Raw genomic sequence first — 24381 nt, forward strand, 5'->3', positions numbered from 1 at the left:
GTAACTTGCTTTTTTTATGGTTAAGTCGTTATGATTTGATCATGCTGTTATAGAGGATTGGTGTAATGGTAGCATGACGGTCTCCAAAACCGTTCGTCAAGGTTCGAGTCCTTGATCCTCTGCCAAATTTAAAAGGGACTTTTTAGAAGTCCCTTTTTTAATGTCATAATTTTTTATCTGTATATTAAAAAAGCATTAAGTTTCAGATGCATGGTTTTTTTATAAAAAGGGCTTGTCATCAGAAACGTTTATCTCTAATATACACATCCATCGGGGGCGTGGCGAAATTGGTAGACGCACTGGATTTAGGTTCCAGCGCCGCAAGGTGTAAGAGTTCGAGTCTCTTCGCCCCCACCAAATTTAAAAAGCAAGGTAACTTGCTTTTTTTATGGTTAAGTCGTTATGATTTGATCATGCTGTTATAGAGGATTGGTGTAATGGTAGCATGACGGTCTCCAAAACCGTTCGTCAAGGTTCGAGTCCTTGATCCTCTGCCAAATATTTAAAAAAGCCCTTGTTTTTTACAAGGGCTTTTTTATTTTCTCTTTTCAGGTGACTTTTCTTTTGAAATGAGCTGTTTGTATCCAACTGATTAATATTGGTCCTCTATTGATAGTTTAATTACTACACCATCTAATCTGCTATATGTGCCAAATAAAATAAGTAAAGTGCCACTTTTGGTATAGTTGTCTGTGTAGTATGTTCATGACAATAACGACATATAGGTCTTTTGACCATAATGAAAATATAAATAGGATCGTTTTATGACATCTTTGCTCAGGCGTTTGGCCTTGATCAATCAGGGCTTGGGAAAGCCTGATACATTTGGTAGAGGCCTGGCTGGAACTCGAAAAGCGATTGAGCATTTGGGCTATGTGCAGATTGACACAATATCGGTTGTAGAGCGCGCGCATCATCATGTGTTGTGGAGTCGTGTTCCTGATTATGATTTAGAGCATTTGAACTGTCTTGTTCGGGAGAAGCATATTTTTGAGCATTGGGCACATGCGGCTTCCTATCTTCCAATGCGTGACTATCGCTATACAATTCCATTTATGACAGCCGTAAGAAATGGAGAGAGTCGCTATTTTTCTAGGGGTGATGCTCATCTGATGAATGAAATTTTGGCTCGGGTTAAAGCTGAGGGGCAGATTAAACTAAGAGATGTGGGAAGCGGAAATAAGAAAAACACAGCAGGTTGGTGGAATGCTGGTCCAAGCCGTCGAGCCATTGAGCAACTGTTTATGCAGGGCGACTTAATGGTATGTGAACGGAATGGCATGGAGAAAGTCTATGATCTTGCAGAGCGTTGTCTGCCATCCAATATTGACTTAACGCCACCCAGTACGCGTGAATTTGCGCAGTATTTATTTGATACGACATTGAGAACTCATGGTGTATTCACATGGAAGCAATTGGTGCATTTGCGAGCTGGAAAAGAATTGCGAGAGGTGATGCGTCGAATATTGAACGATCAAATTGATTTGAATGTTGTACAAAGCTTAAAAATGCCCGATGGACAAACAGTATATGCTACAACGGATGTACTAGAGCAAGCTTCATGTGTAGAACCAATCGTTAGAATTCTTTCTCCTTTTGATAACCTTGTTATTCATCGTGACCGCTTGAGCTGTTTATTTAGTTTTGAATATCGAATTGAGTGTTATGTGTCTGCAACCAAGCGTGTATATGGCTATTTTTGTTTGCCTTTACTCTATATGGATCATTTTGTTGGTCGAATTGACTGTAAGGTACATCGTGCTGAGCAACGGCTGGAGATTCTGAGTTTGCACTTAGAGAATGAAGCCATGCAAAACAATGATGCATTCATTGAGGCTTTAAATACAGCAATACAGGAATTTACGGTATTTAATAAATGTTCTATCATTGAAACTAAAAAGCGTGATTTGCAATTTTTGAGTATGTTAAATTAACAGATTGATGATTTATTTTTTTCAAAATTATCAATTAAAAATATAAAAATTAAAATGTTGGCGCATAAAAAAGCAAAGCCGAAGCCTTGCTTTTTTGGAGCTGAATAAAACTTAGATTTTGCTGATCAAGTCATTGATTTGTTTTGCTTGCTCAGCCGCATTTCCTGTATATGTTGCAGGGCTAAGCTCAGCTAGGCGCGCACGCTCATCTGCTGGAACCTGTGCGAGTTCATCACCATTCACAAAGTTCACCATCATGTCACGGGTCATGGCTTGACCACGAGTCAATGCTTTTAGTTTTTCGTAAGGCTTTTCAACGTTATAACGGCGCATCACGGTTTGGATTGGTTCTGCAAGAACTTCCTGTGCCTGATCTAAATCTTCATTTAAACGTGCAGCATTCAATTCAAGTTTACCAATACCTTTTAAGCAGGCATCAAAAGCAATCAGGCTTTGTGCAAAACCAACACCCATATTACGTAATACAGTTGAGTCAGTTAAGTCACGCTGCCAGCGAGAAATTGGAAGTTTTTCACCGAGGTGGCCCAATACCGCATTGGCAATACCCAAGTTACCTTCAGAGTTTTCAAAATCAATTGGGTTGACTTTGTGCGGCATGGTTGAAGAACCCACTTCACCATCTTTCAATTTTTGTTTGAAGTAACCCAGTGAGATATAACCCCAAACATCACGGTTAAAGTCGATCAAGATGGTGTTGTAACGGCGTAAGGCATCAAACAATTCCGCCATATAGTCATGTGGCTCGATTTGTGTGGTGTACGGGTTAAATGCCAAACCTAAAGACTCAACGAATGCTTGCGCATGTGCGGCCCAATCAATTTCAGGATAGGCAGAAAGGTGAGCATTGTAGTTGCCGACAGCACCATTGATTTTGCCCAATAACTCAACATTTTCAAATTGCTTGATTTGACGTGCTAAGCGATAGGCAACGTTAGCCATCTCTTTGCCCAAAGTGGTTGGGCTCGCTGTTTGACCATGCGTACGAGACAACATTGGTTGTTCAGCATGTGTGATTGCCAAAGCTGAAATTGCATTCAGAATTTGTTTCATGCTTGCAATGAGAACTTCACGACCATTTTTAAGCATCAATGCATGAGACAAGTTATTGATGTCTTCAGAGGTACATGCAAAGTGAATAAATTCGCCTGCATTTTGTAATTCATCAATGTTGGCAATTTTCTCTTTAAGGAAATATTCAACTGCTTTTACATCGTGGTTGGTGGTGCGTTCGATCTCTTTGATACGGTTTGCATCTTCTTCAGAGAAATTAGCAACAATTGCATCTAGAGCAGCATTGGTTTCATTTGAAAATGCTGGGACTTCGATGATTTCTGCACGATTGGCAAGTGCTTGTAACCAACGCACTTCAACAGTGACACGAGCGTGGATTAAACCAAACTCAGACAAAAAAGGGCGTAGCGCATCACATTTGCTCGCATAACGTCCATCAAGTGGTGAGAGTGCGGTTAAAGCATTCATACAGATTCCTTAAATTAAAGTCTCTCCTTATAGGAGAGATTTAGAGAGGTTGTAAAACGACATAAAAATAAATTCGTTGCAGCATCGGTCTATACCACCTGATACTGTAAACGAGCGAGAGCTTGAATATCTTGCAATAATTTGCGTTTACTAAAGATCATACTCCACGAGCTGCCACCAAGTTGCCGCCATAAATGGGCAAGCTGTAAACCTGTAAACAGGCAGGCTCGGATTCGATTGGTATGATTGATGTCTTTAAATGCTTCGGCATTGCCACGCACCAGAATCCGTGGATTGATCTGGCCCGCCGTTTCAACATAGGTTTGTGCCAGATTGGCGATGATACTCGGGTGCAAATAGTTGTTATCGAAAAAGGATAACTGTTTTAGGATTTTTTGTTGGGCTGTTTCGATAATCTTGACATATTCAGGATTGCCATAGACTTTCTTTTCCAGTTGCAACAGGGCCATGGCATAAGACATGGGTAGTTTTGCAGTGGCAATTTTAGGAACACGTGATTTAGGTGCAGTATTAAAAGGCTGGGTAATGCAACCCTCTAATGTTTTTAAACCCAGTGAAATGTCTGCAAGCTGGTTAAAAAAATCAAGGGTTTGGGTTGCATTATTGGTGGCAGGGCGGATGTTTAGGCTGGCCTTGATCAATAACTCGAAATAAAAATTACCACTTTCACCAATACTTTGCTGACCTGCCATCGCCGTCATATGCGTTAGCTGGGTTGCCTGAAACACCGCAGCCAATGCCAAAGCACGGTTTTGTCGAACATTCAACGCCTGAGTGTGCTGAAAGGGTAACTCCACCATGCTTTGCTTCCAATCGGTTTGAATAAAATCAGCTTAAATAAAATCTGGTTGAGGTGCATTGGTGTGGTGAATCACACCACCACCTAAACAGACCTCACCCGAATAGAACACCACGCTTTGTCCAGGAGTCACGGCACGTTGTGGTTGGTCAAATTCAACCCGAATACCATTTTCTGTGTGTTCATCACAATAAATTGTACACGCTTGATCAGGCTGACGATAACGGGTTTTTGCCGTGCATCGGAAACCAGTGGCTGGGATGCCCTGTTCACCAGCAACCCAGTCAATTGACTCACTCCAGAGCTGTGTGCTTTGCATGAGTGGATGATCATGTCCCTGTCCAATCACCAATCGGTTATTGGCAACATCCTTATGCAATACGAACCATGCCCCTTCTTGTGCACCTTTCATACCACCAATACCAATGCCACCACGTTGACCGAGCGTATAGTACATTAAGCCGTGATGTTCACCAACTTGTTTGCCATTGTCTAGAACAATTTTTCCAGCCTGAGCAGGAAGATACTGTTTTAAGAAATCACTAAAACGGCGTTCACCGATAAAACAGATACCTGTGGAATCCTTTTTCTTAGCCGTCGCTAAATCAAGTTCTTCTGCGATTTTACGCACCTGTGGCTTTTCAATTTCACCGACAGGGAATAAGGTTTTGTTGATTTCACGGCCATGAACGGCATGGAGGAAATAGGTTTGGTCTTTATTATTATCGACACCACGTAACAATGGTGCGTAGGTCTCACCACGAGAATTTTGTGTACTCGCACCACGACGTGCATAGTGACCTGTTGCAATAAAGTCTGCGCCCAACGTCATCGCATGATCTAAAAAGGCACGAAACTTGATTTCTGTGTTGCAAAGAATATCAGGATTGGGCGTACGGCCTGCTGCATACTCTGCCAGAAAATGCTCAAACACTCGATCCCAATATTCCATCGCAAAGTTGGCTGTGTGCAGTTTAATACCAATTTTATCGGCAACGGCTTGTGCATCCGCCAGGTCTTCAAGTGCTGTGCAATACTCCGTACCATCATCTTCTTCCCAGTTTTTCATGAAAAGACCTTCAACCTGATATCCTTGTTGAAGTAACAGTGCGGCAGAAACAGAGGAGTCTACACCACCAGACATACCGACGATGACACGTTGTTGCATCTAATTAAGCATCCAAATGAGAAGTTAATGAGGGAGAGAACGGGTGCTCATAAATAAGCGATAAAGGATATTTTTTGCCAGCAAGGGCATCTTCAACTGCTTTTAAAACCAATGGACTACGCGCACGCGCTGATTCTTGTAACTCGTCCAGATTCATCCACACTGCACCAACAATACCTGTATCCAGTTGCGCATTTTCTTCTACAGCAGTGACGTGTGCCAAGAAGCAAAAACGGTAGTAAGTACGGTTAGGAAACATCGGTGGGGTATACGTATAGATACCGAGCAAGTGATCAACTTCGACGTGATGACCTGTTTCTTCTAAGGTCTCACGTATTGCTGCTTCGATAATGGTTTCACCACATTCGATATGACCCGCAGGTTGGTTAAACACGGTATGTACAAAGCCTTCGCTGTGTTCTTCGACAAACAGGAAACGTCCATCTTTTTCGACAACAGTGGCAACTGTGACATGAGGTGTCCAAGCGGTCATAGAAAGCACCATGGTTTTAAAAAACGTATTCTACAAAATTTGAGGGTTTTTGGCTATGATTCAAAATGTATTCAATTTTTTAATGTAATTTTAGCGATTAAAATTTATGCTATATTATTTTAATATTATGAGAGGCGTTTGATATGACAACAATTATACTTGATTTACCTGAGGACATTGTAGAGCAGGCAAGACATGCAGGGTTATTATCATCGTCTGCGATTGCAACATTATTAAGGCAAGTGATAGCACAACGTCAGGAAAAAACGGTATCGCTGATTGAGGTTATGCAAAATTCACCTTATAAAGAAATTGAGCTAACACAAGTAGAGCCTGAATATTCATCTATTCGGGAAATAAATTTGTGAAAGGTTGGTTGTTAGATACGAATATCCTCTCTGAATTACGCCGTTCCAAGCCTCACCCACAAGTTTTAAAATTTATTGCTGAACAACGTAACGAATCTTTATTTGTGAGTGTGATTACATTTGCTGAGATTCGTTTTGGAATAGAAAGAATTGCTGATATACAAAAACAACAAGCTTTAAGTATTTGGTTGGATAAAGAGTTACGTCCATTTTTTATGAATCGTGTACTTGCTCTTGATGAAGAAATTATATTGAAATGGCGTATTTTATTGGAACAAGGTCGCAAACAAGGGTATACCTACTCACAACCTGACTTATTTATTGCCACAACAGCATTACATCATAATTTAGGTTTGGTCACTCGAAATACTAAAGATTTTGAGAAAGTTGATATTCCTTTATATAATCCTTGGGATAACTAAAATTTTGGTTTAGCTATTTTTATAATTATCTTTCACTTTCACATAATGACGTGCCGAATAAAGTAGGAACTCCATTTCTTTTTCAGTCAGTGCACGAACTTGTTGTACAGGACTACCCATATATAAATAACCACTTTTTAAAACCTTACGTGGTGGTACTAAACTCCCAGCACCAATCATCACATCATCTTCAACTATCACGTTATCCAGAATCACGGTTTTAATACCCACCAGAACACGGTTGCCAATCGTACAGCCATGCAAGGTCACATGATGCCCAACCGTCACATCCTCACCAATGATCAGTGGTGAACCATTCGGTTTAGCTTGATTCTTATGACTGACATGCAGCATGCAATGATCCTGTACATTGCTATTTTTGCCAATCTGGATGGAGTTGACATCCCCGCGAATCACGGCGAAAGGCCATACTGAAACATTCTCTGCCAGTTTTACGTCACCAATGACCACAGACATTTCATCAATATAACAACTTGGATCAATTTCAGGATAATGGTCGAGATAAGGGCGGATATTCTTGGTCATGGTCAGTATCAAAATAAAATATGGATGAATTATAAAATAAAAAGGCACCCAGACTAAAGTGTGTGGGTGCCTGATTTGGCAATTCTAAAATTAGAACAAGTTGCTAAAGAACATCTTGATATGGTCAATCATACGGGCAAAGAAGCCAGCTTCTTCCACAGGTTTGAGTGCAACCAGTGGTTTTTCAGCAATCACTTTACCGTCAAGGCTGGCCACCAATTTACCAACGACCTGACCTTTTGCCAAAGGCGCATTCAGTTTAGGTTGTACCACAAGCTGGGTCTTGATTTTGTCAGCCTGACCTTTCGGCATGGTCACGTTGAAGTTTTCAGCTAAACCAATCTGAACATCATCTTCCTTACCAAACCAGACCTTGGCTTTTGCAAGCACCTGATTGGCTGGTTGTACATTAGCCGTTTCAAAGTTTGCAAAACCCCAAGCTAAAAGGGTACGTGTCTGATTGGCACGCTCATTCATGCTTGGGGTACCAAAGATCACGGAAATCAGGCGCATTGGACCACGTTTGCTTGAGGTGGTAAGACAGTAACCCGCTTCTTCGGTATGACCTGTTTTGAGGCCATCAACACTTGGGTCAGTGTAAAGCAGGGCATTACGGTTGCCTTGCTTGATGCCATTAAAGGTAAATTCTTTTTCAGAATAGATTGGATAGTATTTGGAACTGTCCTTGATGATGTGCTGGGCAAGGACCGCCATATCTTTTGCAGTTGAGTAATGTCCTTCCGCTGGCATCCCTGTTGAGTTGATGAAATGGGTGTTCACCATGCCAATACGTTTGGCTTCCTGGTTCATCATGTGGGCAAATGTGCCCTCATTGCCTGCAACGTGTTCAGCAACCGCCTTAGAAGCATCATTTCCAGACTGGATGATAATACCACGCAGCATTTCCAGAACAGTCGCGGTCCCATTGAGTGGTACATACATACAGGATTCAGTGCTGCTACCACGGCACCATGCAGATTCATTCATCCGCACCTGTTCATCTTCAGTCAATTCACCCTTTAAAAGTTTCTGCTCTATGATGTAGCTTGTCATCATTTTTGTCATAGATGCAGGCGCAAGTTTTTCATTTTCGTTTTTGGCAGCGAGAATCTGTCCTGTCTCATAATCCATGAGCACATAGGATTTATTATTTAATTCTGGTGGAGCAGATAGGACAGTTGCTGCATATGAAAAGCTTGGCAAAAGTAGTAATGCAGCAAGAGCGCTTTTTTGAGTCATTCTAGGTGGTTCCAATATCTTGTATGAAGCAGAAGAGCCTAGCATTTTAGGACAAAGCAAAGCCGACTGCTATGGGCGAAGTTGGCTTTTTATCATGCTATTGTAGCAAATCGGTTACTTGGAATAATAATTACGGACATCATCACAGATTTGACGGTTATCTTCATCCGAGGCTGCCTTGGCAATGTCACGGGCTTCTTTCAAGGGTTCCTTATATTCCTTGGTTTGCATGCGTTTGCTGAGAATCTCAACCGCATTTTTTTCATTGGATAAATAGGACTTAACCAGTGTATCGTAAGCCTTATTGAACTTTAAATCCTTGCCAATCAGGGTTGGGCAGGTTTCAGACAATACATAAATGACCGCAAGCTCTTGTGGGGAGACTTCATCAGACATTGGGGTGACTTCAATCTTTTCAGTTTCAGGCTGTTTGTCTGCTGCGAATGCGGTAGGAACAAAAGTGCTGGCAGCGATGAGGAATGATAAACCTAGTGTTTTTACAACATTTTTCTTCATAAGAAATCAAACTCAAAACAAGACTTAAAGAATTTGAACAACTTATAGCATAAAAACAGATAAAAATTTGTATGTTTGCTGTAGGGAATATGGAGAAACTGTGGTTTTAAATATCAATATCTAAAACCACCTTAATGTCTGAATGGCCTGTTTAGCCCTCAAAATTCAATACTTCTTCACATACCGCTTTCTGTTCAGCCTTATCAACCTCTGTTGCAGCTTGACGGGCATCTTTTAATAAAGTGTTGAATTCGCCATCTTTTTGCAGGCTTTCAAGTGAAGCAGACTTATCTGAGTAACTACCCAAATAAGAACCCACCATTTTTTTGATATTCTGGTCAAATTTTGCATTCTTACCGATCAGGTTAGGACACATCTCAATCAGCACTTGCGCATTGGCAATATCATCCTTAATCAATGCATCCGCTTCTTTTACTGAAGCTGCGTCAGCAAAAACTGCTGGTGCCGCAAGAAATGTGAAACTAACCGCTAAAACTCGAACAAAACTGGATAAATGTCTCATGGCTGCATAAATTTCTAATACTATGAAGATATAAATATATATAATTCAATGAATATTTCAATTGAAAAAACTGCACAGTAATTTTTGAAGAGACAGAACTTTAGTGAATATCTTGATTGCAAATGATGATGGTGTATTTGCACCTGGACTGCAAGCCTTGGCGCAGGCGTTAAAATCTTTGGGGCGGGTTGTGGTGGTTGCCCCTGAAAGTGAGCGTAGTGGGTATTCAAGCGCCCTAACGCTAGATCGGCCCTTACGTCCCATCCCCATTTCCGAAGATGTCTGGGCTGTCAATGGCACACCTGCGGACTGTGTCTACTTATCCATGAATGGCCTGTTTGATTTCGAATTTGACCTTGTGGTCAGTGGAATCAACAGTGGCGCCAATCTGGGCGATGATGTTCTATATTCAGGTACGGTTGGGGCTGCATTTGAGGGAAGATTGATGAAACATCCAGCAATTGCCGTGTCTTTGGCGGGTGTAAATGTACGTTCCTATGAACATCCGCAGCATTATGCGCAAGCGGCACAATGGGTACATGACTTCATTGCCAAAGGGCTGCCTGTGTTGCCACCGCGTCATATCTTTAACATTAACATTCCCGATGTTGAGCAGATCAAGGGGGCACAGGTGACTTATCAGGGGCGCCGTGCGCAGTCCAAGCCAATCAGCAGCCATGTTGATCCGCGTGGTCGTCAGGTGTACTGGATTGGGCTTGCTGGAGAGGCGGTGACTGATCCACAGTCGGCTTCCAGCCATATCCAGTCTGATTTTTTTGCGGTGTCGAATGGCTATGTCAGCATCACCCCAATCCAGATGGATGCGACAAATTATGCGGTACTGGACAATCTACATACCTATATGAATGGACCTGAATAAGCACCTAAATGTTATAACTTTGTGAATATGGAAAGTGAGAACTCGTTTTTTCTCACTTTTTTGGTACTCTTAGGCGCAAATAAGTTAAGGTTTTTTCGATGAGGGCGAAGATGCACTTAAATCATGTTTCGATTTTTCTATCACAAAAAATGATGAAAACAATCGTACTGTCTACGGTGGTAACACTCACAGCGGTGGTTACTGGTTGTGCATCTAAACCGCAGGTGAATGGTGGCGTTCGCAATGTACAGGCACCAAATTACTATACAGTGCGTTCAGGCGACACCTTGAGTGGGATTGCAAATCGCTATGGCCTGAATTATCTGGATATTGCCGCATTGAATGACATTGCGGCGCCGTACCGCATCTATGTCAACCAGTCTCTACGCTTAAAGGGTTCTGTGGCGCAGCGTACCACCTCAACCCAGGCGATTACCCAAGCGGCTCCAATCCAGCGCCAGAGCATTAATTTGCCAGCACAACAGCCAGTGGTTCCAAAACCGCAACCTGTGGTTCCTAGAACTCAGCCTGTTGTTCCAGTGGCTCCCGTAAATCCATCCTCTTCAACTCTGGCATCTAGCCTGCGTTGGGTAAAACCATCAAATGGTGCGGTCATTCAGAGCTTTAATCTTGCGGGTAACGTGAAAGGTACTCGCTATGGCGGCAATGAGGGCGATCCAATATTTGCCGCTGCAAACGGTCAGGTGGTTTATGCAGCGGATGGTCTGAAAGAATATGGAAACTTGGTGTTGATCAAGCATATTGACGGTTACATCACGGCATACGCCCATAACAGCAAGATGCTGGTGAAGAGTGGGGACAATGTCACCGCAGGGCAAAAAATCGCAGAGATGGGTTCTTCTGGCGCTACCCGTGTGATGCTGGAATTTCAGGTTCGTCTAGATGGTAAACCTGTGAATCCAACAACAGTTTTACCTAATTAATTTATGTTATTTAACAAACTTTCAACAATTTGTTAATAATAGCTATTCCACAAATAGACTTTTCTGTATACTAGGCTTGTTTGCTTTTATTAGAACAATAAGCATATTAATAAATTACGAGGGAAGTCTATGTTAGATCAATTGCGTGCAATGGGGGTCTTTGCTTGCGTTGTAGAAAAAAGTTCTTTTAGCGGTGCAGCAAGAGAGCTGGGCATTACAACCAGTGCGGTCAGTCAACAAATCCGATCTTTAGAACAAGAAATGGATGTCACCTTACTTCATCGTTCGACCCGAAAACTGAGTCTAACCGAGGCGGGTCAAGCATTCTTTTTAAGCTGTCAGGAAATGCTGGCTGCGGCAGAGCGTGGCAAAATCCGTATTAACGAATTGCGTGATGATCTGGTGGGAGATTTGCGTATTGCAACCACGCCTGAGCTGGGTGCGCTGCATGTCATTCCAGCCTTGTCACACTGGATGTCGGCCCATAAGGGATTGGCCATTCATTTTGAAGCAGACCATCGCTATATTGACTTGATTGAAGAGCGTATTGATATTGCGATTCGCATGAGCTTACGGGTGGATGACCACCATGTGACCGCCGTACCTTTGGCTCGGGTGGACCAGGTATTGGTCGCTTCACCAAGTTACCTGAATCAGGCGCCACCGATTACCCGTCCAGAAGACTTGCGTCATCATGAATTGCTTCCAGTCACCTTAATGCAGAACTATCAACATTTTGCATTCCGTCACGGTTTAAGTGGGGAAATTGTCAATGTTGACATGAAGACGCGTTTGGGCACCAATAATGTTTTTGTGGCAAAATCACTTTGCCAACAGGGACTTGGGCTGGCACGTATTTTATACATGGACATCCAGAAAGAGCTGATTAATGGCACGCTGGTTGAGGTGTTGCCTGACTGGCACATGCCTGCCTATACCTTGCATGCCTTAACCTCCAAGCGTGAACAGTATCCAATGAAAGTACACCGCTGTATTGATGCGTTGAAACAATATTTTGTGCAGTTACCAGGTGGGCGTTCTTTGCAGGGCGTTGCTTGAACTGATCAATAAAACCAAAAAGCCATGCTTAAGAGAGCATGGCTTTTTTTATGGATTATTTACGTTTTTTAGCTAAGGCCTTAAGGGTTTTAACCTCGACTACCGTTTCCTCGGGAGCTTTGGTCTCTGTTTCAGCCTTTTTGCTTTTCTTACGTTTTTTCTTTTTCTTGTGCTGTTCCTCTTCGATGGCTTCACCATCCTCAATGGCTTGCCAATATTCCAGCTGTTCCATCACGGCGGCATAAATGGAGTTTTTGCTGTATCGGCCTTTCTTGTCGAGGGTGCCAACTGGACGAGCCATCAGGATTTCCAGCGCCTGATCAATGGTGTCAATCGCATGGACATGAAATTGCCCCGTTTGTACTGCTTCAATCACGTCCTGGCGTAGCATCAGGTGTTGCATGTTCTGGCGTGGAATAATCACACCTTGTTTGCCTGTAAAGCCTTGCAACTTACAGGCATCAAAGAAGCCCTCAATTTTGGCATTCACTCCACCAATCGGTTGTACTTGACCCAACTGGTTCATCGAGCCTGTAATTGCCCAGGACTGATCAATCGGGATTTGGCAAATTGCGGAAATTAACGCAGAAAGTTCGGCAACGGTGGCACTGTCCCCATCTACCTGTCCATAACTTTGTTCAAACGCCAAGGCTGCAGAGAAGTGCAGGATTTGTTCACGGCCAAAGTGGGCTTTTAGGAAGCTCGACATGAGCAATACGCCTTTGGCATGCAATGAGCCACCCAGCTCCACACTGCGTTCAATATCCAGAATATCGCCACCACCTTGATAAACAGAGGCGGTCAGGCGAGAAGGTAAGCCAAACTCGACATCGGCATAGTGAATCACAGAAAGGGCATTGATTTGACCGAGACGATGCCCAGAAGTTTCAATCAACTGTGTGCCACGAGACAGGTCTTGCCAGTAGAGCTCACGTAAATAGCCTAAACGATATTGACGATGGTGCAGGGCCTGGTTGACATGCTGGTCGGTGACAATCTTGTCACCCGCTTTAAAGGCATGGTGATGCGCTTCGCGGATCAGGTCACCAAGGGTTGAGGCATGTAATGACAAAGAGCTTTGATCCTCAGCCTGACGGCTGGAATCAGTAAGCAATGCGGCTAGTGCAGAACGGTCAAAGGGAAGTAATTTATCTGCCTGAACATAGTCGGCAATCAACTGCATATAAGCCTGTTCGTTGCTGTCATTACGTTGTAATGTATCGGTGAAGTCGGCACGGATTTTAAACACACTGCCAAGTTCAGGTTCTACTTCTAGAATTTCATAATAAATTTCAGGTTCGGCTAATAAAACCACTTTAATATCAAGTGGAACAGATGCAGGTTCAATGGAGATGCTGCCTGTGAGGGTGAGCATATGTTCCAGTGAAGAAAGCTTGAGCTGTCCAGATTTTAAGGCACGTTTCAGACCTTGCCACGCATAAGGCTGCTCCAGCAATTGTTCCGCTTCCAGCATCAAAAAGCCACCATTGGCCCGATGCAGTGAACCAGGGCGAATCAGGGTGAAATCGGTAGTGATCGTACCATTGTGAGTCAGTTGCTCTACATGACCCAGTAAATTGTAGTGCGTTGGAAAATCTTCAAAAATAACGGGTGCACCACTATTTGGTTTATTGGCAACAATGACATTAGCCTGATAGCGTGAGGGTACGCGGTTGAACAGTGCAGGGGTAAAGTCATCTTCCTCTTGCTCTAAAATCAACTCAACATTGTCAATGATGTCTTCTGCATATTGTTTTAAATAAATATCGAGACCTTTAACCTCCTTATTTTTGTTTAAAATCAGTTCAATACGGGGCATCACCACCTGGGTGGCAATATCACGGTTTAAGCTGGACACCTGATCCCGTGCATCATCTTCCAGATCGCCCAGATGTAAACCCAGACGTTCCAGTTTTTTCTCCATATAACGCATATTGGAGTTGATTTCAGCACGTTCCTTGCTTGTTAATGCGTTTAGGTCATTTTGGGTGAGTTCATGATATTCATTGTCTTTCAACTGCATCGGAATAAAGACATGCTTGTCATTGCGGGAAATCAATTTTAAATCGAGTTCCTCACCCTCTTTGGTCAGTTCAACCAATGCCTGTTGCTGTACATCACCCGTATCCTGACGGATACGTTCAATACGGTTGTGATAGGTTTCCGCACTAAAACGGCGTTCCAACTGCTTTAAGATAACTTGCCATGCCTGCTGCAAGGCATTTTGAAATTTGCTGCCTTGTCCCGCTGGGAAGCACAGGGCAATCGGTTGTCTTGGATTCTTGAAATTATTGACATAGACCCAGTCGTCAGGGGTAGGCATGGTTTTGGCGTGCTGTTGGAGCAAACGCTTGATCATGGTTCGTTTACCAAGACCAGCCGTACCCACGGCAAAAATGTTATAGCCCGAATAAGGCAATGAGATCCCTGCCTCGACTGAGGCGCGGGCGCGATCCTGTCCTAAAAAATTATTCAGGGGCTTAATTCGTTTGGTTGAACTTGGAATTTCAGCCAAATCTGGCGTATGCGTCAGTTGGTGTGCATGTAATGCCGTTTTAAGTAGGGTTGCCTGGATGTCCGTCTGTTCAAAAGCACTTGGAAATGAATTGATTTTTGCTGTAATCGTGTTTGTTGGTGTTGAGGATAAAGTTGTTGCAGTCATTTGATCGAGTTTTTGGGTCACTATTACTATCCAACAAATAAAACGAAATGTGGTGAATTAAAGGTATACAGTTTTAGGTCTAAAGATCAAGCGAACTTGTGTTTTTTATCGACAAAACAAAACAATGACTTTATTTGATTGCATAAAGCAACTTGCAAGCAGGCGCAAGACACGATTGAATAGGCACATTCACGCATGTTCATGGAAAATAATAACCAATGACAACTCAAGCCACTGGGTGGGCATCTGCATTTAAGGCATTTTGGGATCGCCGTGCCCTGATTATGTTATTTCTGGGTTTCTCGGCAGGGATTCCGATTCTACTGATTTTTTCCAGTTTATCGCTGTGGCTGGGTGAGGCTGGCATTGATAAGAGTGCAGTGACCTTTTTTAGTTGGGCTGCCTTGGGTTATTCCTTTAAGTTTGTGTGGGCACCCTTAATTGATGAATTGCCTGTGCCGTTCTTGACCAAAACTTTGGGTCGTCGTCGGGCCTGGCTGCTGATTGCCCAGTGTTTAATTATCTGTGCAATTTGTATCATGGCATTTTCTGACCCAGCACTTGGGCAAGGCTATTTGGTTCAAATGGCAGTGGGTGCGGTTCTATTGGGGTTTTCAGCGGCAACACAGGACATTGTGATTGATGCCTACCGTATTGAGCTTGCTGAAACTGAAATGCAAACGGTTTTGGCTTCGACCTATAACGCTGGTTATCGCATCGGGATGATCGTTGCAGGTGCAGGTGCATTATTTTTAGCGGCTTATCTGGGAACCGCAAAAGGCAACTACATCTATGAGGCCTGGAAATATACCTATTTAACCATGGCTGCCGTCATGGTGGTTGGAATTGTGACTACCCTCATTATTCGTGAACCACAAGTCAATCGTGTCTATAAACATTATAAAACCACAGACTATTATCGCTTGGTATTTGTGTTCTTTATTGCCGTGGCAACCTTTGTGGTGAGCTATATCTATTCAGGCAATGTCACGGAAGCAATGACTAAATCCGCGGCGATTAAAGACACCGCCGCATTGTTTGGCTTAGAGGCATTGCGCTTTTTAACCGCCACAGCAGCAGCGCTATTTGTAGGCACTACATTGGTGAAAATGGGTGTCGTGAATCAGCAGATGGCGAAAGAAACATGGGTTGCGCCTATTCTGGATTTCTTTAAACGCTATGGTGTAAAACTGGCTTTGGTTTTATTGCTGTTGATTGGTTTCTTCCGTATCTCTGACATTATTGCAGGGGTGATTTCTAATGTGTTCTATCAGGACCTGAACTTTAGTAAAGAGCAGATTGCCGAAGCGGTCAAGATTTATGGTGTTCTGTTTAGTTTGGTGGGGGGCTTTCTGGGAGGGCTACTCGCACAGCGCATGAACATTATGAAGCTGATGTTTGTCGGTGCGGTGTTGGCAAGCTCAACCAATTTGATTTTTATAGGTCTGGTTAAATCTGGAAAACCACTGGATCAGGTTGAAGTGCAAGTCGGTAGTCAACATTATCAGGTACTGGCGGATGAGGTGGGTTACTGGAAATTAGATGTTCCAACTCAGGTTCTGAGCAAGGCGAAACAAATTGAGGTTACAGCATCCTATTTAAACAAAGACAACGAGCCACCTGTGGTTATTGCCCAGCCTTATTTGGTGGGTGATGGCAAGAGTGCAGCTATGCAGTTGTTGCCTGTAACCAGTAATAATCAAATTACCTTGCATGAGCATAACAGCAGTATCGTTGTCAAAGGTCAATATTTCGGTGAGCCTTTAACAGCCACCCAGAAGATTGTGATTGATTTGGACGGGGAAAGTTTTGATGCAAAACTGGATAAAAATGGGGTTTTTAGCGCAGTTGTTGGTGCAGATAAACTGCTGGCTTCACCCTCCAAACAGCTTAAAGCACAGTTGCTGGATGGAGAGCGTAGCCTGTTATCTACCGCACATCACTATCAGGCAAATAGTCATCTGACACTGAACAATGAACTTGATGTTGATATGCAGGCTATACCCTTGATTGACCCGAAATCAACCCAGAATGTTGAGATCAAGGGTAAGGTGATTAAAAGCTATAGCTCTTTATGGCTGTATATGGCGATTATTATCGATAATTTGGCCTCAGGTTTGGCGGGAGCGGCCTTTATCGCATTCCTATCCAGTCTGACTAGTGTGTCATTTACAGCGGTTCAATATGCAATTTTTAGTTCCTTGATGACACTTACCCCTAAATTATTAGGGGGGTATTCAGGAACAATCGTCAGCAATATCGGTTATCCAAATTTCTTTTTGATGACCACATTGATTGGTATTCCCATTTTAATTTTAGTGGTTTGGGTTGCGAAACTGTTGCGTGACCATGAAAACCAGATAACACAGCAGAAAGGTGAATAACGATGCGCATGTTACATACGATGCTACGAGTGGGCAATTTAGAACGGTCGTTAAAGTTCTATACTGAAGTGCTGGGTATGAAATTGCTACGCCAGCGTGACTATGAAGAGGGACGCTTTACATTGGCCTTTGTTGGTTATGGCGATGAAGAAAACAATACTGTTCTTGAGTTAACCCATAACTGGGATACATCAAGCTATGATCTTGGCAATGCTTATGGTCATATTGCGATTGGTGTTGATGATGCCTATAAGGCATGTGAGGAGATCAAGGCACGTGGTGGCAAGGTGGTGCGTGAGGCTGGCCCGATGAAAGGTGGCGTAACAGTCATCGCCTTTGTTGAAGATCCAGATGGCTATAAGGTCGAGTTGATCCAGCAGGATCAGGATGCCCGTAATAACTAAAATCTGTTCGATTCAAGCGAAGATTTCTTATTGAAAGCACTGGCTTTATTTAAATAGCCCAGTATGATGATTTGATCAAACGGTCAATCATTATATTGGGCTTTATATTTATTGGTATGGGTAGGGATGGGTTATGTTGAAGTTATTGGCACTGGATCGCTTTACAATATTATTGGTTGTCATGGTGATATTGGCGACCTTTATTCCGGTATCAGGTCAGCTTGCACATTATTTTAATATTCTCACAACTGTCGCAATTGCTATCCTGTTCTTTTTACATGGTGCAAAACTCTCACGTGAAGCAGTGGTTGAGGGGATGTTGCACTGGAAAATGCATGCCTTGGTATTTGCCTTTACTTTTGTGATTTTCCCAGCCATTGGGTTACTGGCAAAACCCATTTTGGAACCTCTTTTAGGCAAGGAGCTGTATTGGGGTTTCCTGTTTATGTGCTTCCTGCCATCAACAGTGCAGTCCTCCATTGCATTTACCTCAATGGCAAAGGGTAATGTTGCTGGGGCAGTGTGTAGCGCATCTTTCTCCAATATCATTGGCATGTTTATTACGCCAATTTTGGTCAGCTATTTTATTCTTGGGCAAAGCCAGCATGGTTTTGATCCAACCAAATCGATTATTCAAATCACCTTATTGTTACTGGTTCCTTTCATTCTGGGGCAGTTATTACGTCCTTATGTTTTTCCTTATATGCTCAAGCTGCCGAGTCTGGTAAAGGCTTTTGATCAGGGTTCCATCTTGATGGTGGTGTACGGTGCTTTTAGTAGTGCCGTGGTTGCTGGTTTATGGCATCAGGTGAGTGGCTTGACGTTGCTTTATTTAACAGTTGCATGTTCTGTTTTGCTGACTGTGGTGATGTTGCTTGCTTTATATCTGCCCAAATGGCTGGGCTTTAACCGTGCCGATCAAATTACCATTTTCTTTTGTAGTTCCAAGAAAACACTGGCCAGTGGTGTCCCGATGGCACAAATCCTGTTTATTGGACAGCCACTGGGGATGATTGTGTTGCCAATTATGATTTTCCACCAAGTTCAGTTGATGGTGTGTGGGGTAATTGCCAATCACTGGTCAAAATCAGGACAGGAATAGTTCGCAAAATTTAATTTATTGGCGTATAATGCTCGCCACTTGTTGGCTTTGCTCTGACCTGGAGTCTCGGTGAGTCAAAAGAAATGGTCTGTTGTGGTGTTGATCTGCAAATGTGCAAACATTTTGCTTTCCTCATGTTGAGAGTGATCAATTGCGATAACAGCTTAAGCCTTTCTTACTAAATAGGAGCATCGACCATGCGCGCCGATATTCACCCTAAATACCAAACATTAGTTGCGACCTGTTCATGTGGTAACGTGATCGAAACTCGTTCTGCGCTTGGTAAAGAAACAATTTACCTTGATGTATGTTCAGCTTGCCACCCATTCTATACTGGTAAACAAAAGAATGTTGACACTGGCGGCCGTATCGACAAATTTAAGCAACGTTTCTCTGGTATGTCACGTTCTATCAAACGTTAATATCAAGAAAACAAAAAACGGGCATATTGCCCGTTTTTTTATGATTATAATTTCTAGACATAGGGCGTATTCAATACGCCCTATGTGAATTTATTGGTCTTGCACGTCCGTTAAACGGTCCAGTTTCTTCTGGAAATAGTTACCCTGTAGGAAACGGGCCTCTACATTCCATGCATTGGCAAACTGGTTCATGTCATTGAGTTCAGTCAGGAAAATCTCAACAGGTTTTTGGGCAATAAAATGCAGAATCTTTTCCTGTAGTGCCGCCATCTCTTTTTCAGACCCCAGCATTTTTGCCAGCTTGCTATGGAAACTGAGATATTGGGTATCAATCTGTTGAAGTATGCTGTCACTATACAATGAGTCGCCAAAACCACGGATGGAAATCTCTGCACCATGTTGTCGCAGTAAGGCAATTTGTGGCTGTGCCTGAGACAGGTTCTGCTGTAGGGCCTGCTCTGAGAATTGCAGAATCAGTGGATGAGCCTGTTTACTGCCAATAATGGTAAGTAACTTCGCAACCAACTCAGGCAGTTTCTTGTCATTTAATAAGATATGGTGATTGAGGTTTACAATCAATTTCGCTTTAGGGTACTGGGTAATGAAGTTGTGCAACTGCTTGCATGCCTCAACCAGTATCCAGCGGTCCAGTTGAACCGATAATTCAGGGTCATCCTTTAAATCACCCAAGTCAGTGATATCTTGCCATTGATTGTTATGGATAAAACCACCCGATACTTCATAGGTATGGGTATGTTGATCCTGCTTGTCATAAAGTTGCTGGTATTTTAGGTGAATATCACCTGCATCCAGTTTTTGCCTGAGTTCCTGTAACAGGCTTAGCTCTACATTGGTTGGAATATGTTCGGTTGTTAAACCAATATCCGCATCAATTTTCGGGCTATCAATGGTTGGCAAACCAAGTGAGAATGCCTTGGTCAGGATCTGTTCAAAACTGGCTTCATCCGCAATTGGCTGGGCAAGCTCACTGTAGCCCAGTTTTAGGTGAAGAGGGAATGTATAATTCTCAGTCACCAGTAACTGCGGTTTTTGCAGGCTATTCAACCCAATCAGCAGTGAGTTGAGTACATGGGTTGATTCTGCCTGAAACAGGGCGACATAAAGCGCATGGTCCACCTGACAGACAGGAACATTGACCTGTTCCTTAATAAAACCTGCAATGTTGGCGAAATAGGCCTTGGTGGCACGCCAGTCAGTCTGGAATACTTCGTTTGGACAGCTGTTAAGGCTAAATAAAACCAGTGCATTGGCATTGGCTGGGTGGTTTGCAAGCTGTCGGTTGATTTGTTGCAGGGCTGTGTTCAGGCCTGAGATTTTTTCAGAGGAAGTAACGGCTGGTATATTCGCTGAAGACTGACTGGTGGACTCACATTCGATGTTCAGCTGGATTTCATCCTCATTTCCCGAGGGAATGAACTCAACCTGTAACGCACTGTTTTTTACACTTGGGTTTTGGGTGCGAAGTTCAAAACGCCCTTGTTCGAACTGTCCCTGTGAAATTTTCTTAAAACGCAGTTTAAACTGACTCAGGTCTTGAGGCTGCAAAACGTCCAGAATGGGCAGGCCAATTAAATCATCTGCATTGGTGAACCCAAAAAGCTGTGCATATTCGGTGTTGGCCGTAATATGAATGCCTTCCTGCAAAATTGCGACCGCTTTATGGGTTTCTGCAACCAGTGACTGCGCCTGGGTTTGTGCCGCTTCCAGTTCACTGAGTAGGCGATGTTCCGCCTGAACCAAACGGCTATATGACAGGGCCCGAATAATACTGATATAAAAATTTTCAGGTGATTTAAGATTTAGGACATCATAGATCCCTTTATGGATATACGTCTGATATTGATCAGCTTTGTAGTCATCTGGTTCAAGTAACAGTACAGGCAGGCTAGGCTGTGACGATGCCTGAATCAGTGAAAGAGTCTGTTCAATCTTTAGGTCGTATGCACGTCCAAAAATAACCATATCCCAGGGAAGATTCAGCTGTTTTTCAAATGTTTTGAGGTCATCAAGCAAGGTTGCCTTAACCTGATGTTCCTGATTGGAGAATAACTCCAGAATCTGGTTATAACGTAACTGGTTGTCATCAATAATGAGTAAGCGGGTTTCAGTTCGTTTTAACTTTTTAGAGAGTAAAGAATTTCTCACTTCAATGCTTCCCATAAATCTTGATCATTGGTATCCATATTCTTTTGTGCCATGAATTTATGAAGAATGGACTGTTCATCTTCATTTAGCAGTTCAAAATCAAATTGAACAAAACTCTGGGTAATTAATTGTGCGTTTAATAAATACACTTTTACTTCCTCTTTCCCCAATCTTAAATGAATCGCCTGTTGTTCCCGAAAAATTTGTGAACCAGGTAAAATTAAAGTTGTTTTGGTTTCATCCAGATTCTGGTTTTTTAATAAAAGTGCTGGATGGTAGTTACTGACATGCCGATCGGCCTGAATGCGTACAGCACATGGGAAGATTTCCTGCGCAAGAACTTCCAGACCAAGTTCCAGACTTTTCTCGGTTGACTGCTTAAGCCAGCGAATCACCCCACCACGCCAGTGTCCATGTGAGGTTTCCTTGACCAGAATGTATTCACCTGTTCTTAAGTTTTTAGGGGCTTCCCCTGACCATTTAATGCGGTAACCATTAACACTGATATCCAGTATGTCGGATTGGTAAACTGCCTTGCTTTCACGACTTAGGCGTTGAATGCTCGATTCTTCATTATTTCCAGAAAGCTTTTTATCCCAGGCAGACATAAACTTTGATTCGTTTTGTAAATTGAAATGGTGCTCTAGTAATAAGGTTTCTGAAAAGTTCTTCGCCTTGGAAAGATAAAAGTGCGCTGTCAGCAAACCAAAACAGATATGCAACTGGGCTGAATATTCATAACGTTCATGACGACGCTCTGCTGTGGTTCCAAGAATGGTCTGAACATGGAACTTGAGTGCAGGGGTCAGGTAAATTTTTTCATTCTTGGAAATATATTCAGCATTTTTATGCAATGTCGCCGTGACATGGTCCAGCAAGGTATTGGTGCTGATAAAAACATTGGGATTAAAACCTGAGCTTTGCTTTTTATTATAGATTGGTGGGTGGTCCTTGGTGGTGTCCACCACATACTTGGTCAGGTCAGTCTCTTTAGACAGGATTTGAACCATTTTTGCCCAGTCAAAACTACACTGGAACAATGCCTGAATTTCAGACTGGCGAATTTGATTGGTATTAAAAATATCCATCAAAATCAGTTGGGCATAGGCCTGGGAAATATTGCTGAGAGAGTTGGGTTTGCCACCCTGAATCTGTTCCAGATTGGTCTGATGATATTTATGGGTGAGTGCAGCCTCATAAAGTTGATGGGAAATCAGCCATTGTCCTGCAACAGGTTCACTATAGAGCATATGTTGCTGATAGAGCAGTTGGGTCAGCTGCTGCAAGGCCTGAAAGGTTGCCAGTGTTCTGGCGGTTTGTAAGTTCTTTTTCTGGTTCAGTGCAAAGATTGAAAATTTTTGATTGTCGAGCTGGTCACTACTACGGCGCACAATATTGATATAGATTGCCGCAAAATAGCAGCGTAACAACATGGCCAGTTCAATGATGTGTTCATTACGGTCTGAACTGATGACACCCTGGTTAAAAAAATTCTTTTCCAGGCTACCCAATACATTTTCAATTGTCGGATGTAAAATTTGTACCAGATCGAAACGCAGTGTCTCAGAACATTCAAGTTCGCTGAGTTCTAACAGGGCCGCAAATAGTGCTTTGGAGGTATCTCCCAACTGCATGATGGACAGGTTGGAAATCCATTCATTCAAGCTTTTTGAATTGGTGTCGCAAAAGCTTAGTTTATCCCGTCTCAAGACAGTTGGAATTTGAAATATATCCGAAAAAGCATTATTCATCATTGTGTTATCAATCTCAGAACGTTTGAACCCCAAAAAGCGGTGTTTTATTTTTTTCGCCCGCAATTTCCCTCACAAGTTTCGGAACCAGGTAACCTGGTAAACTTGCCAATACATCACTGTATATCTGATCTATCTCTGAAGACCTTAAATCAAAATGCTGAGCCCCTTTGACTTTATCCAAAACATGCAGGTAATAGGGCATTACCCGCGCTTCAAATAAACGGAAACTCAACTCATGCAAAGTTTTTGCAGAATCATTCACACCTTTTAATAAAACCGCCTGATTCAGCACGGTTATGTGATGGAGTGATAACTGTAATAACTTTGAGCAGGTGAAACCATCCAGTTCAGCTGCATGGTTTGAGTGTATCACTACTACAATGCGTAGCCTACTGTTTTTTAATATAGAAATCAGTTCTTCATCAATACGGTTTGGAATAACGATGGGAACACGTGAATGAATTCTCAGTATTTTAATCTGTGGGAGGGAGGCAAGACGCTCCAGCCAAAGTGAAATTTTTCGATTTGAAAGCGTCAGTGGATCGCCACCACTTAAAATCACTTCATTGATCAGCGGATTTTGCTCAATATATTGCCTGATATGTGGCCAGTCATCATTTTTAGGTAGATTTTCCTGATAGGGAAAGTGACGGCGAAAGCAGTAACGGCAGTGAATTGCACATGCACCTGTTAAGGTCAGTAAAAAACGCGACTGATATTTATGTAGAACGCCAGCCATCTGGTTGGCTGCCTCTTCACCCAGTGGGTCGGTGACAAACTCAGGATGTTCCTCAAGTTCTAGATGATGGGGGAGGACTTGTAGCAACAGGGGATCAAGGGGATCGCCAATGCTCATTTTTCCGACGAATGCACGCGGGACACGCAATTTAAACTTTTCAGAGGCGAGGATTGCCCCTGATAATAGCTGATCGGTGGATAACTCAAGCAGATTTAACAGCTCCAGAGGGTCAGTAATGAGGTCACTCAGTTGTGATTGCCAGTTTTGCTCTTGATGTAAATAGTTTATCATGCCATACGTTAAAAATAGTGTGAGGACTATGCCTGTACGTGTAGT

At 42.8% G+C, this 24381-nt stretch carries 22 protein-coding genes and 3 tRNA genes; 13 read left to right on the top strand and 12 right to left on the bottom strand.

Translation table 11 applies throughout. From position 1 onward, the window contains the following. Window positions 1-51 precede the first annotated feature (51 nt). From QTA56_RS00895 to QTA56_RS00910, 4 genes are all read left to right on the top strand, one after another. Window positions 52-125: transfer RNA gene (locus QTA56_RS00895), tRNA-Trp, on the top strand. Between the two features lie 147 nt (window positions 126-272). Next, window positions 273-357 (top strand) — tRNA-Leu (locus QTA56_RS00900). 66 nt (window positions 358-423) lie between these two features. Then, window positions 424-497 (top strand) — tRNA-Trp (locus tag QTA56_RS00905). Between the two features lie 267 nt (window positions 498-764). Beyond that, window positions 765-1934, top strand: coding sequence for a winged helix-turn-helix domain-containing protein (locus QTA56_RS00910; protein WP_267979078.1), 1170 nt, complete (start codon window positions 765-767; stop codon window positions 1932-1934). Between the two features lie 111 nt (window positions 1935-2045). On the opposite strand, the gene purB is transcribed toward QTA56_RS00910, so the two are convergent. From purB to QTA56_RS00930, 4 genes are all read right to left on the bottom strand, one after another. Further along, window positions 2046-3434 carry an adenylosuccinate lyase gene (purB, locus tag QTA56_RS00915; RefSeq protein WP_267979079.1) on the bottom strand — a complete coding sequence of 463 codons (1389 nt, stop codon included), beginning with the start codon at window positions 3432-3434 and terminating at the stop codon, window positions 2046-2048. A gap of 89 nt (window positions 3435-3523) precedes the next feature. Further along, window positions 3524-4255: a high frequency lysogenization protein HflD gene (gene hflD, locus QTA56_RS00920; RefSeq protein ID WP_267979080.1), complete on the bottom strand. Its 732-nt coding sequence runs from the start codon at window positions 4253-4255 to the stop codon at window positions 3524-3526. A gap of 33 nt (window positions 4256-4288) precedes the next feature. Continuing rightward, window positions 4289-5422 carry a tRNA 2-thiouridine(34) synthase MnmA gene (gene mnmA, locus QTA56_RS00925; protein WP_267979081.1) on the bottom strand — a complete coding sequence of 378 codons (1134 nt, stop codon included), beginning with the start codon at window positions 5420-5422 and terminating at the stop codon, window positions 4289-4291. Window positions 5423-5426: 4 nt separating this feature from the next. After that, entirely contained in the window at window positions 5427-5915 is a 489-nt protein-coding gene (locus QTA56_RS00930) for an NUDIX hydrolase (RefSeq protein ID WP_267979082.1), read from the bottom strand. A 143-nt stretch (window positions 5916-6058) separates the two neighbouring features. On the opposite strand from QTA56_RS00930, the gene QTA56_RS00935 reads away from it, so the two are divergent. Together QTA56_RS00935 and QTA56_RS00940 are read left to right on the top strand one after the other, a co-directional pair. After that, window positions 6059-6283, top strand: coding sequence for a hypothetical protein (locus QTA56_RS00935; protein WP_267979083.1), 225 nt, complete (start codon window positions 6059-6061; stop codon window positions 6281-6283). Next, window positions 6280-6705: a type II toxin-antitoxin system VapC family toxin gene (locus tag QTA56_RS00940; protein WP_267979084.1), complete on the top strand. Its 426-nt coding sequence runs from the start codon at window positions 6280-6282 to the stop codon at window positions 6703-6705. Before QTA56_RS00935 ends, QTA56_RS00940 begins: the two co-directional genes overlap by 4 nt. Window positions 6706-6714: 9 nt before the next feature. Here the strand turns inward: QTA56_RS00940 and QTA56_RS00945 are convergent, their stop codons facing one another. From QTA56_RS00945 to QTA56_RS00960, 4 genes are all read right to left on the bottom strand, one after another. Then, window positions 6715-7251, bottom strand: a complete 537-nt coding sequence (locus tag QTA56_RS00945; RefSeq protein ID WP_267979085.1) for a gamma carbonic anhydrase family protein — start codon at window positions 7249-7251, stop codon at window positions 6715-6717. Between the two features lie 90 nt (window positions 7252-7341). After that, the gene (dacC, locus tag QTA56_RS00950) at window positions 7342-8490 is read right to left on the bottom strand and encodes a D-alanyl-D-alanine carboxypeptidase PBP5/6 (protein WP_267979086.1); all 1149 of its coding nucleotides are present in this window, start codon (window positions 8488-8490) and stop codon (window positions 7342-7344) included. Window positions 8491-8604: 114 nt separating this feature from the next. Next, window positions 8605-9006 (bottom strand): MCR_0457 family protein, encoded by a 402-nt coding sequence (locus QTA56_RS00955; RefSeq protein WP_267979087.1) that lies wholly within the window; start codon window positions 9004-9006, stop codon window positions 8605-8607. 151 nt (window positions 9007-9157) lie between these two features. Continuing rightward, complete coding sequence (locus QTA56_RS00960) at window positions 9158-9529, bottom strand: MCR_0457 family protein (protein ID WP_267979088.1); 372 nt, start codon at window positions 9527-9529, stop codon at window positions 9158-9160. A gap of 103 nt (window positions 9530-9632) precedes the next feature. On the opposite strand from QTA56_RS00960, the gene surE reads away from it, so the two are divergent. The 3 genes from surE to QTA56_RS00975 all read left to right on the top strand — a co-directional run bounded on the left by surE (window position 9633) and on the right by QTA56_RS00975 (window position 12412). Next, window positions 9633-10409 carry a 5'/3'-nucleotidase SurE gene (gene surE, locus QTA56_RS00965; protein ID WP_267979089.1) on the top strand — a complete coding sequence of 259 codons (777 nt, stop codon included), beginning with the start codon at window positions 9633-9635 and terminating at the stop codon, window positions 10407-10409. A 110-nt stretch (window positions 10410-10519) separates the two neighbouring features. Then, window positions 10520-11353, top strand: coding sequence for a peptidoglycan DD-metalloendopeptidase family protein (locus QTA56_RS00970; protein WP_267979090.1), 834 nt, complete (start codon window positions 10520-10522; stop codon window positions 11351-11353). Window positions 11354-11482: 129 nt separating this feature from the next. Next, the gene (locus QTA56_RS00975; RefSeq protein ID WP_267979091.1) at window positions 11483-12412 is read left to right on the top strand and encodes a LysR family transcriptional regulator; all 930 of its coding nucleotides are present in this window, start codon (window positions 11483-11485) and stop codon (window positions 12410-12412) included. Window positions 12413-12467: 55 nt separating this feature from the next. Here the strand turns inward: QTA56_RS00975 and QTA56_RS00980 are convergent, their stop codons facing one another. Next, the gene (locus QTA56_RS00980) at window positions 12468-15095 is read right to left on the bottom strand and encodes a Lon protease family protein (protein WP_267979092.1); all 2628 of its coding nucleotides are present in this window, start codon (window positions 15093-15095) and stop codon (window positions 12468-12470) included. Between the two features lie 197 nt (window positions 15096-15292). Here QTA56_RS00980 and QTA56_RS00985 point away from each other — a divergent pair, with 197 nt between their 5' ends. The 4 genes from QTA56_RS00985 to rpmE all read left to right on the top strand — a co-directional run bounded on the left by QTA56_RS00985 (window position 15293) and on the right by rpmE (window position 19386). Further along, window positions 15293-17458, top strand: a complete 2166-nt coding sequence (locus tag QTA56_RS00985; protein WP_267979093.1) for an AmpG family muropeptide MFS transporter — start codon at window positions 15293-15295, stop codon at window positions 17456-17458. Window positions 17459-17460: 2 nt separating this feature from the next. Beyond that, the gene (gloA, locus tag QTA56_RS00990) at window positions 17461-17862 is read left to right on the top strand and encodes a lactoylglutathione lyase (RefSeq protein WP_267979094.1); all 402 of its coding nucleotides are present in this window, start codon (window positions 17461-17463) and stop codon (window positions 17860-17862) included. Window positions 17863-17995: 133 nt separating this feature from the next. Continuing rightward, window positions 17996-18964, top strand: coding sequence for a bile acid:sodium symporter family protein (locus QTA56_RS00995; RefSeq protein ID WP_267979095.1), 969 nt, complete (start codon window positions 17996-17998; stop codon window positions 18962-18964). Between the two features lie 197 nt (window positions 18965-19161). Continuing rightward, window positions 19162-19386: a 50S ribosomal protein L31 gene (rpmE, locus tag QTA56_RS01000; protein WP_004679402.1), complete on the top strand. Its 225-nt coding sequence runs from the start codon at window positions 19162-19164 to the stop codon at window positions 19384-19386. Window positions 19387-19476: 90 nt separating this feature from the next. Here rpmE and QTA56_RS01005 read toward each other — a convergent pair whose 3' ends face one another. The 3 genes from QTA56_RS01005 to epmB are packed head-to-tail and all read right to left on the bottom strand — an operon-like array spanning window position 19477 to window position 24336. Next, window positions 19477-21567, bottom strand: a complete 2091-nt coding sequence (locus QTA56_RS01005; protein WP_267979096.1) for an EAL domain-containing protein — start codon at window positions 21565-21567, stop codon at window positions 19477-19479. Further along, window positions 21549-23306 carry a cyclic-di-GMP receptor FimW-related protein gene (locus QTA56_RS01010; protein ID WP_267979097.1) on the bottom strand — a complete coding sequence of 586 codons (1758 nt, stop codon included), beginning with the start codon at window positions 23304-23306 and terminating at the stop codon, window positions 21549-21551. Before QTA56_RS01010 ends, QTA56_RS01005 begins: the two co-directional genes overlap by 19 nt. 13 nt (window positions 23307-23319) lie before the next feature. Next, entirely contained in the window at window positions 23320-24336 is a 1017-nt protein-coding gene (gene epmB / locus QTA56_RS01015; protein ID WP_267979098.1) for an EF-P beta-lysylation protein EpmB, read from the bottom strand. Window positions 24337-24381: the final 45 nt, after the last annotated feature.

Origin of the sequence: Acinetobacter thutiue (assembly GCF_030385805.1) — a bacterium.
In the GTDB taxonomy this organism is placed as follows: domain Bacteria; phylum Pseudomonadota; class Gammaproteobacteria; order Pseudomonadales; family Moraxellaceae; genus Acinetobacter; species Acinetobacter corruptisaponis.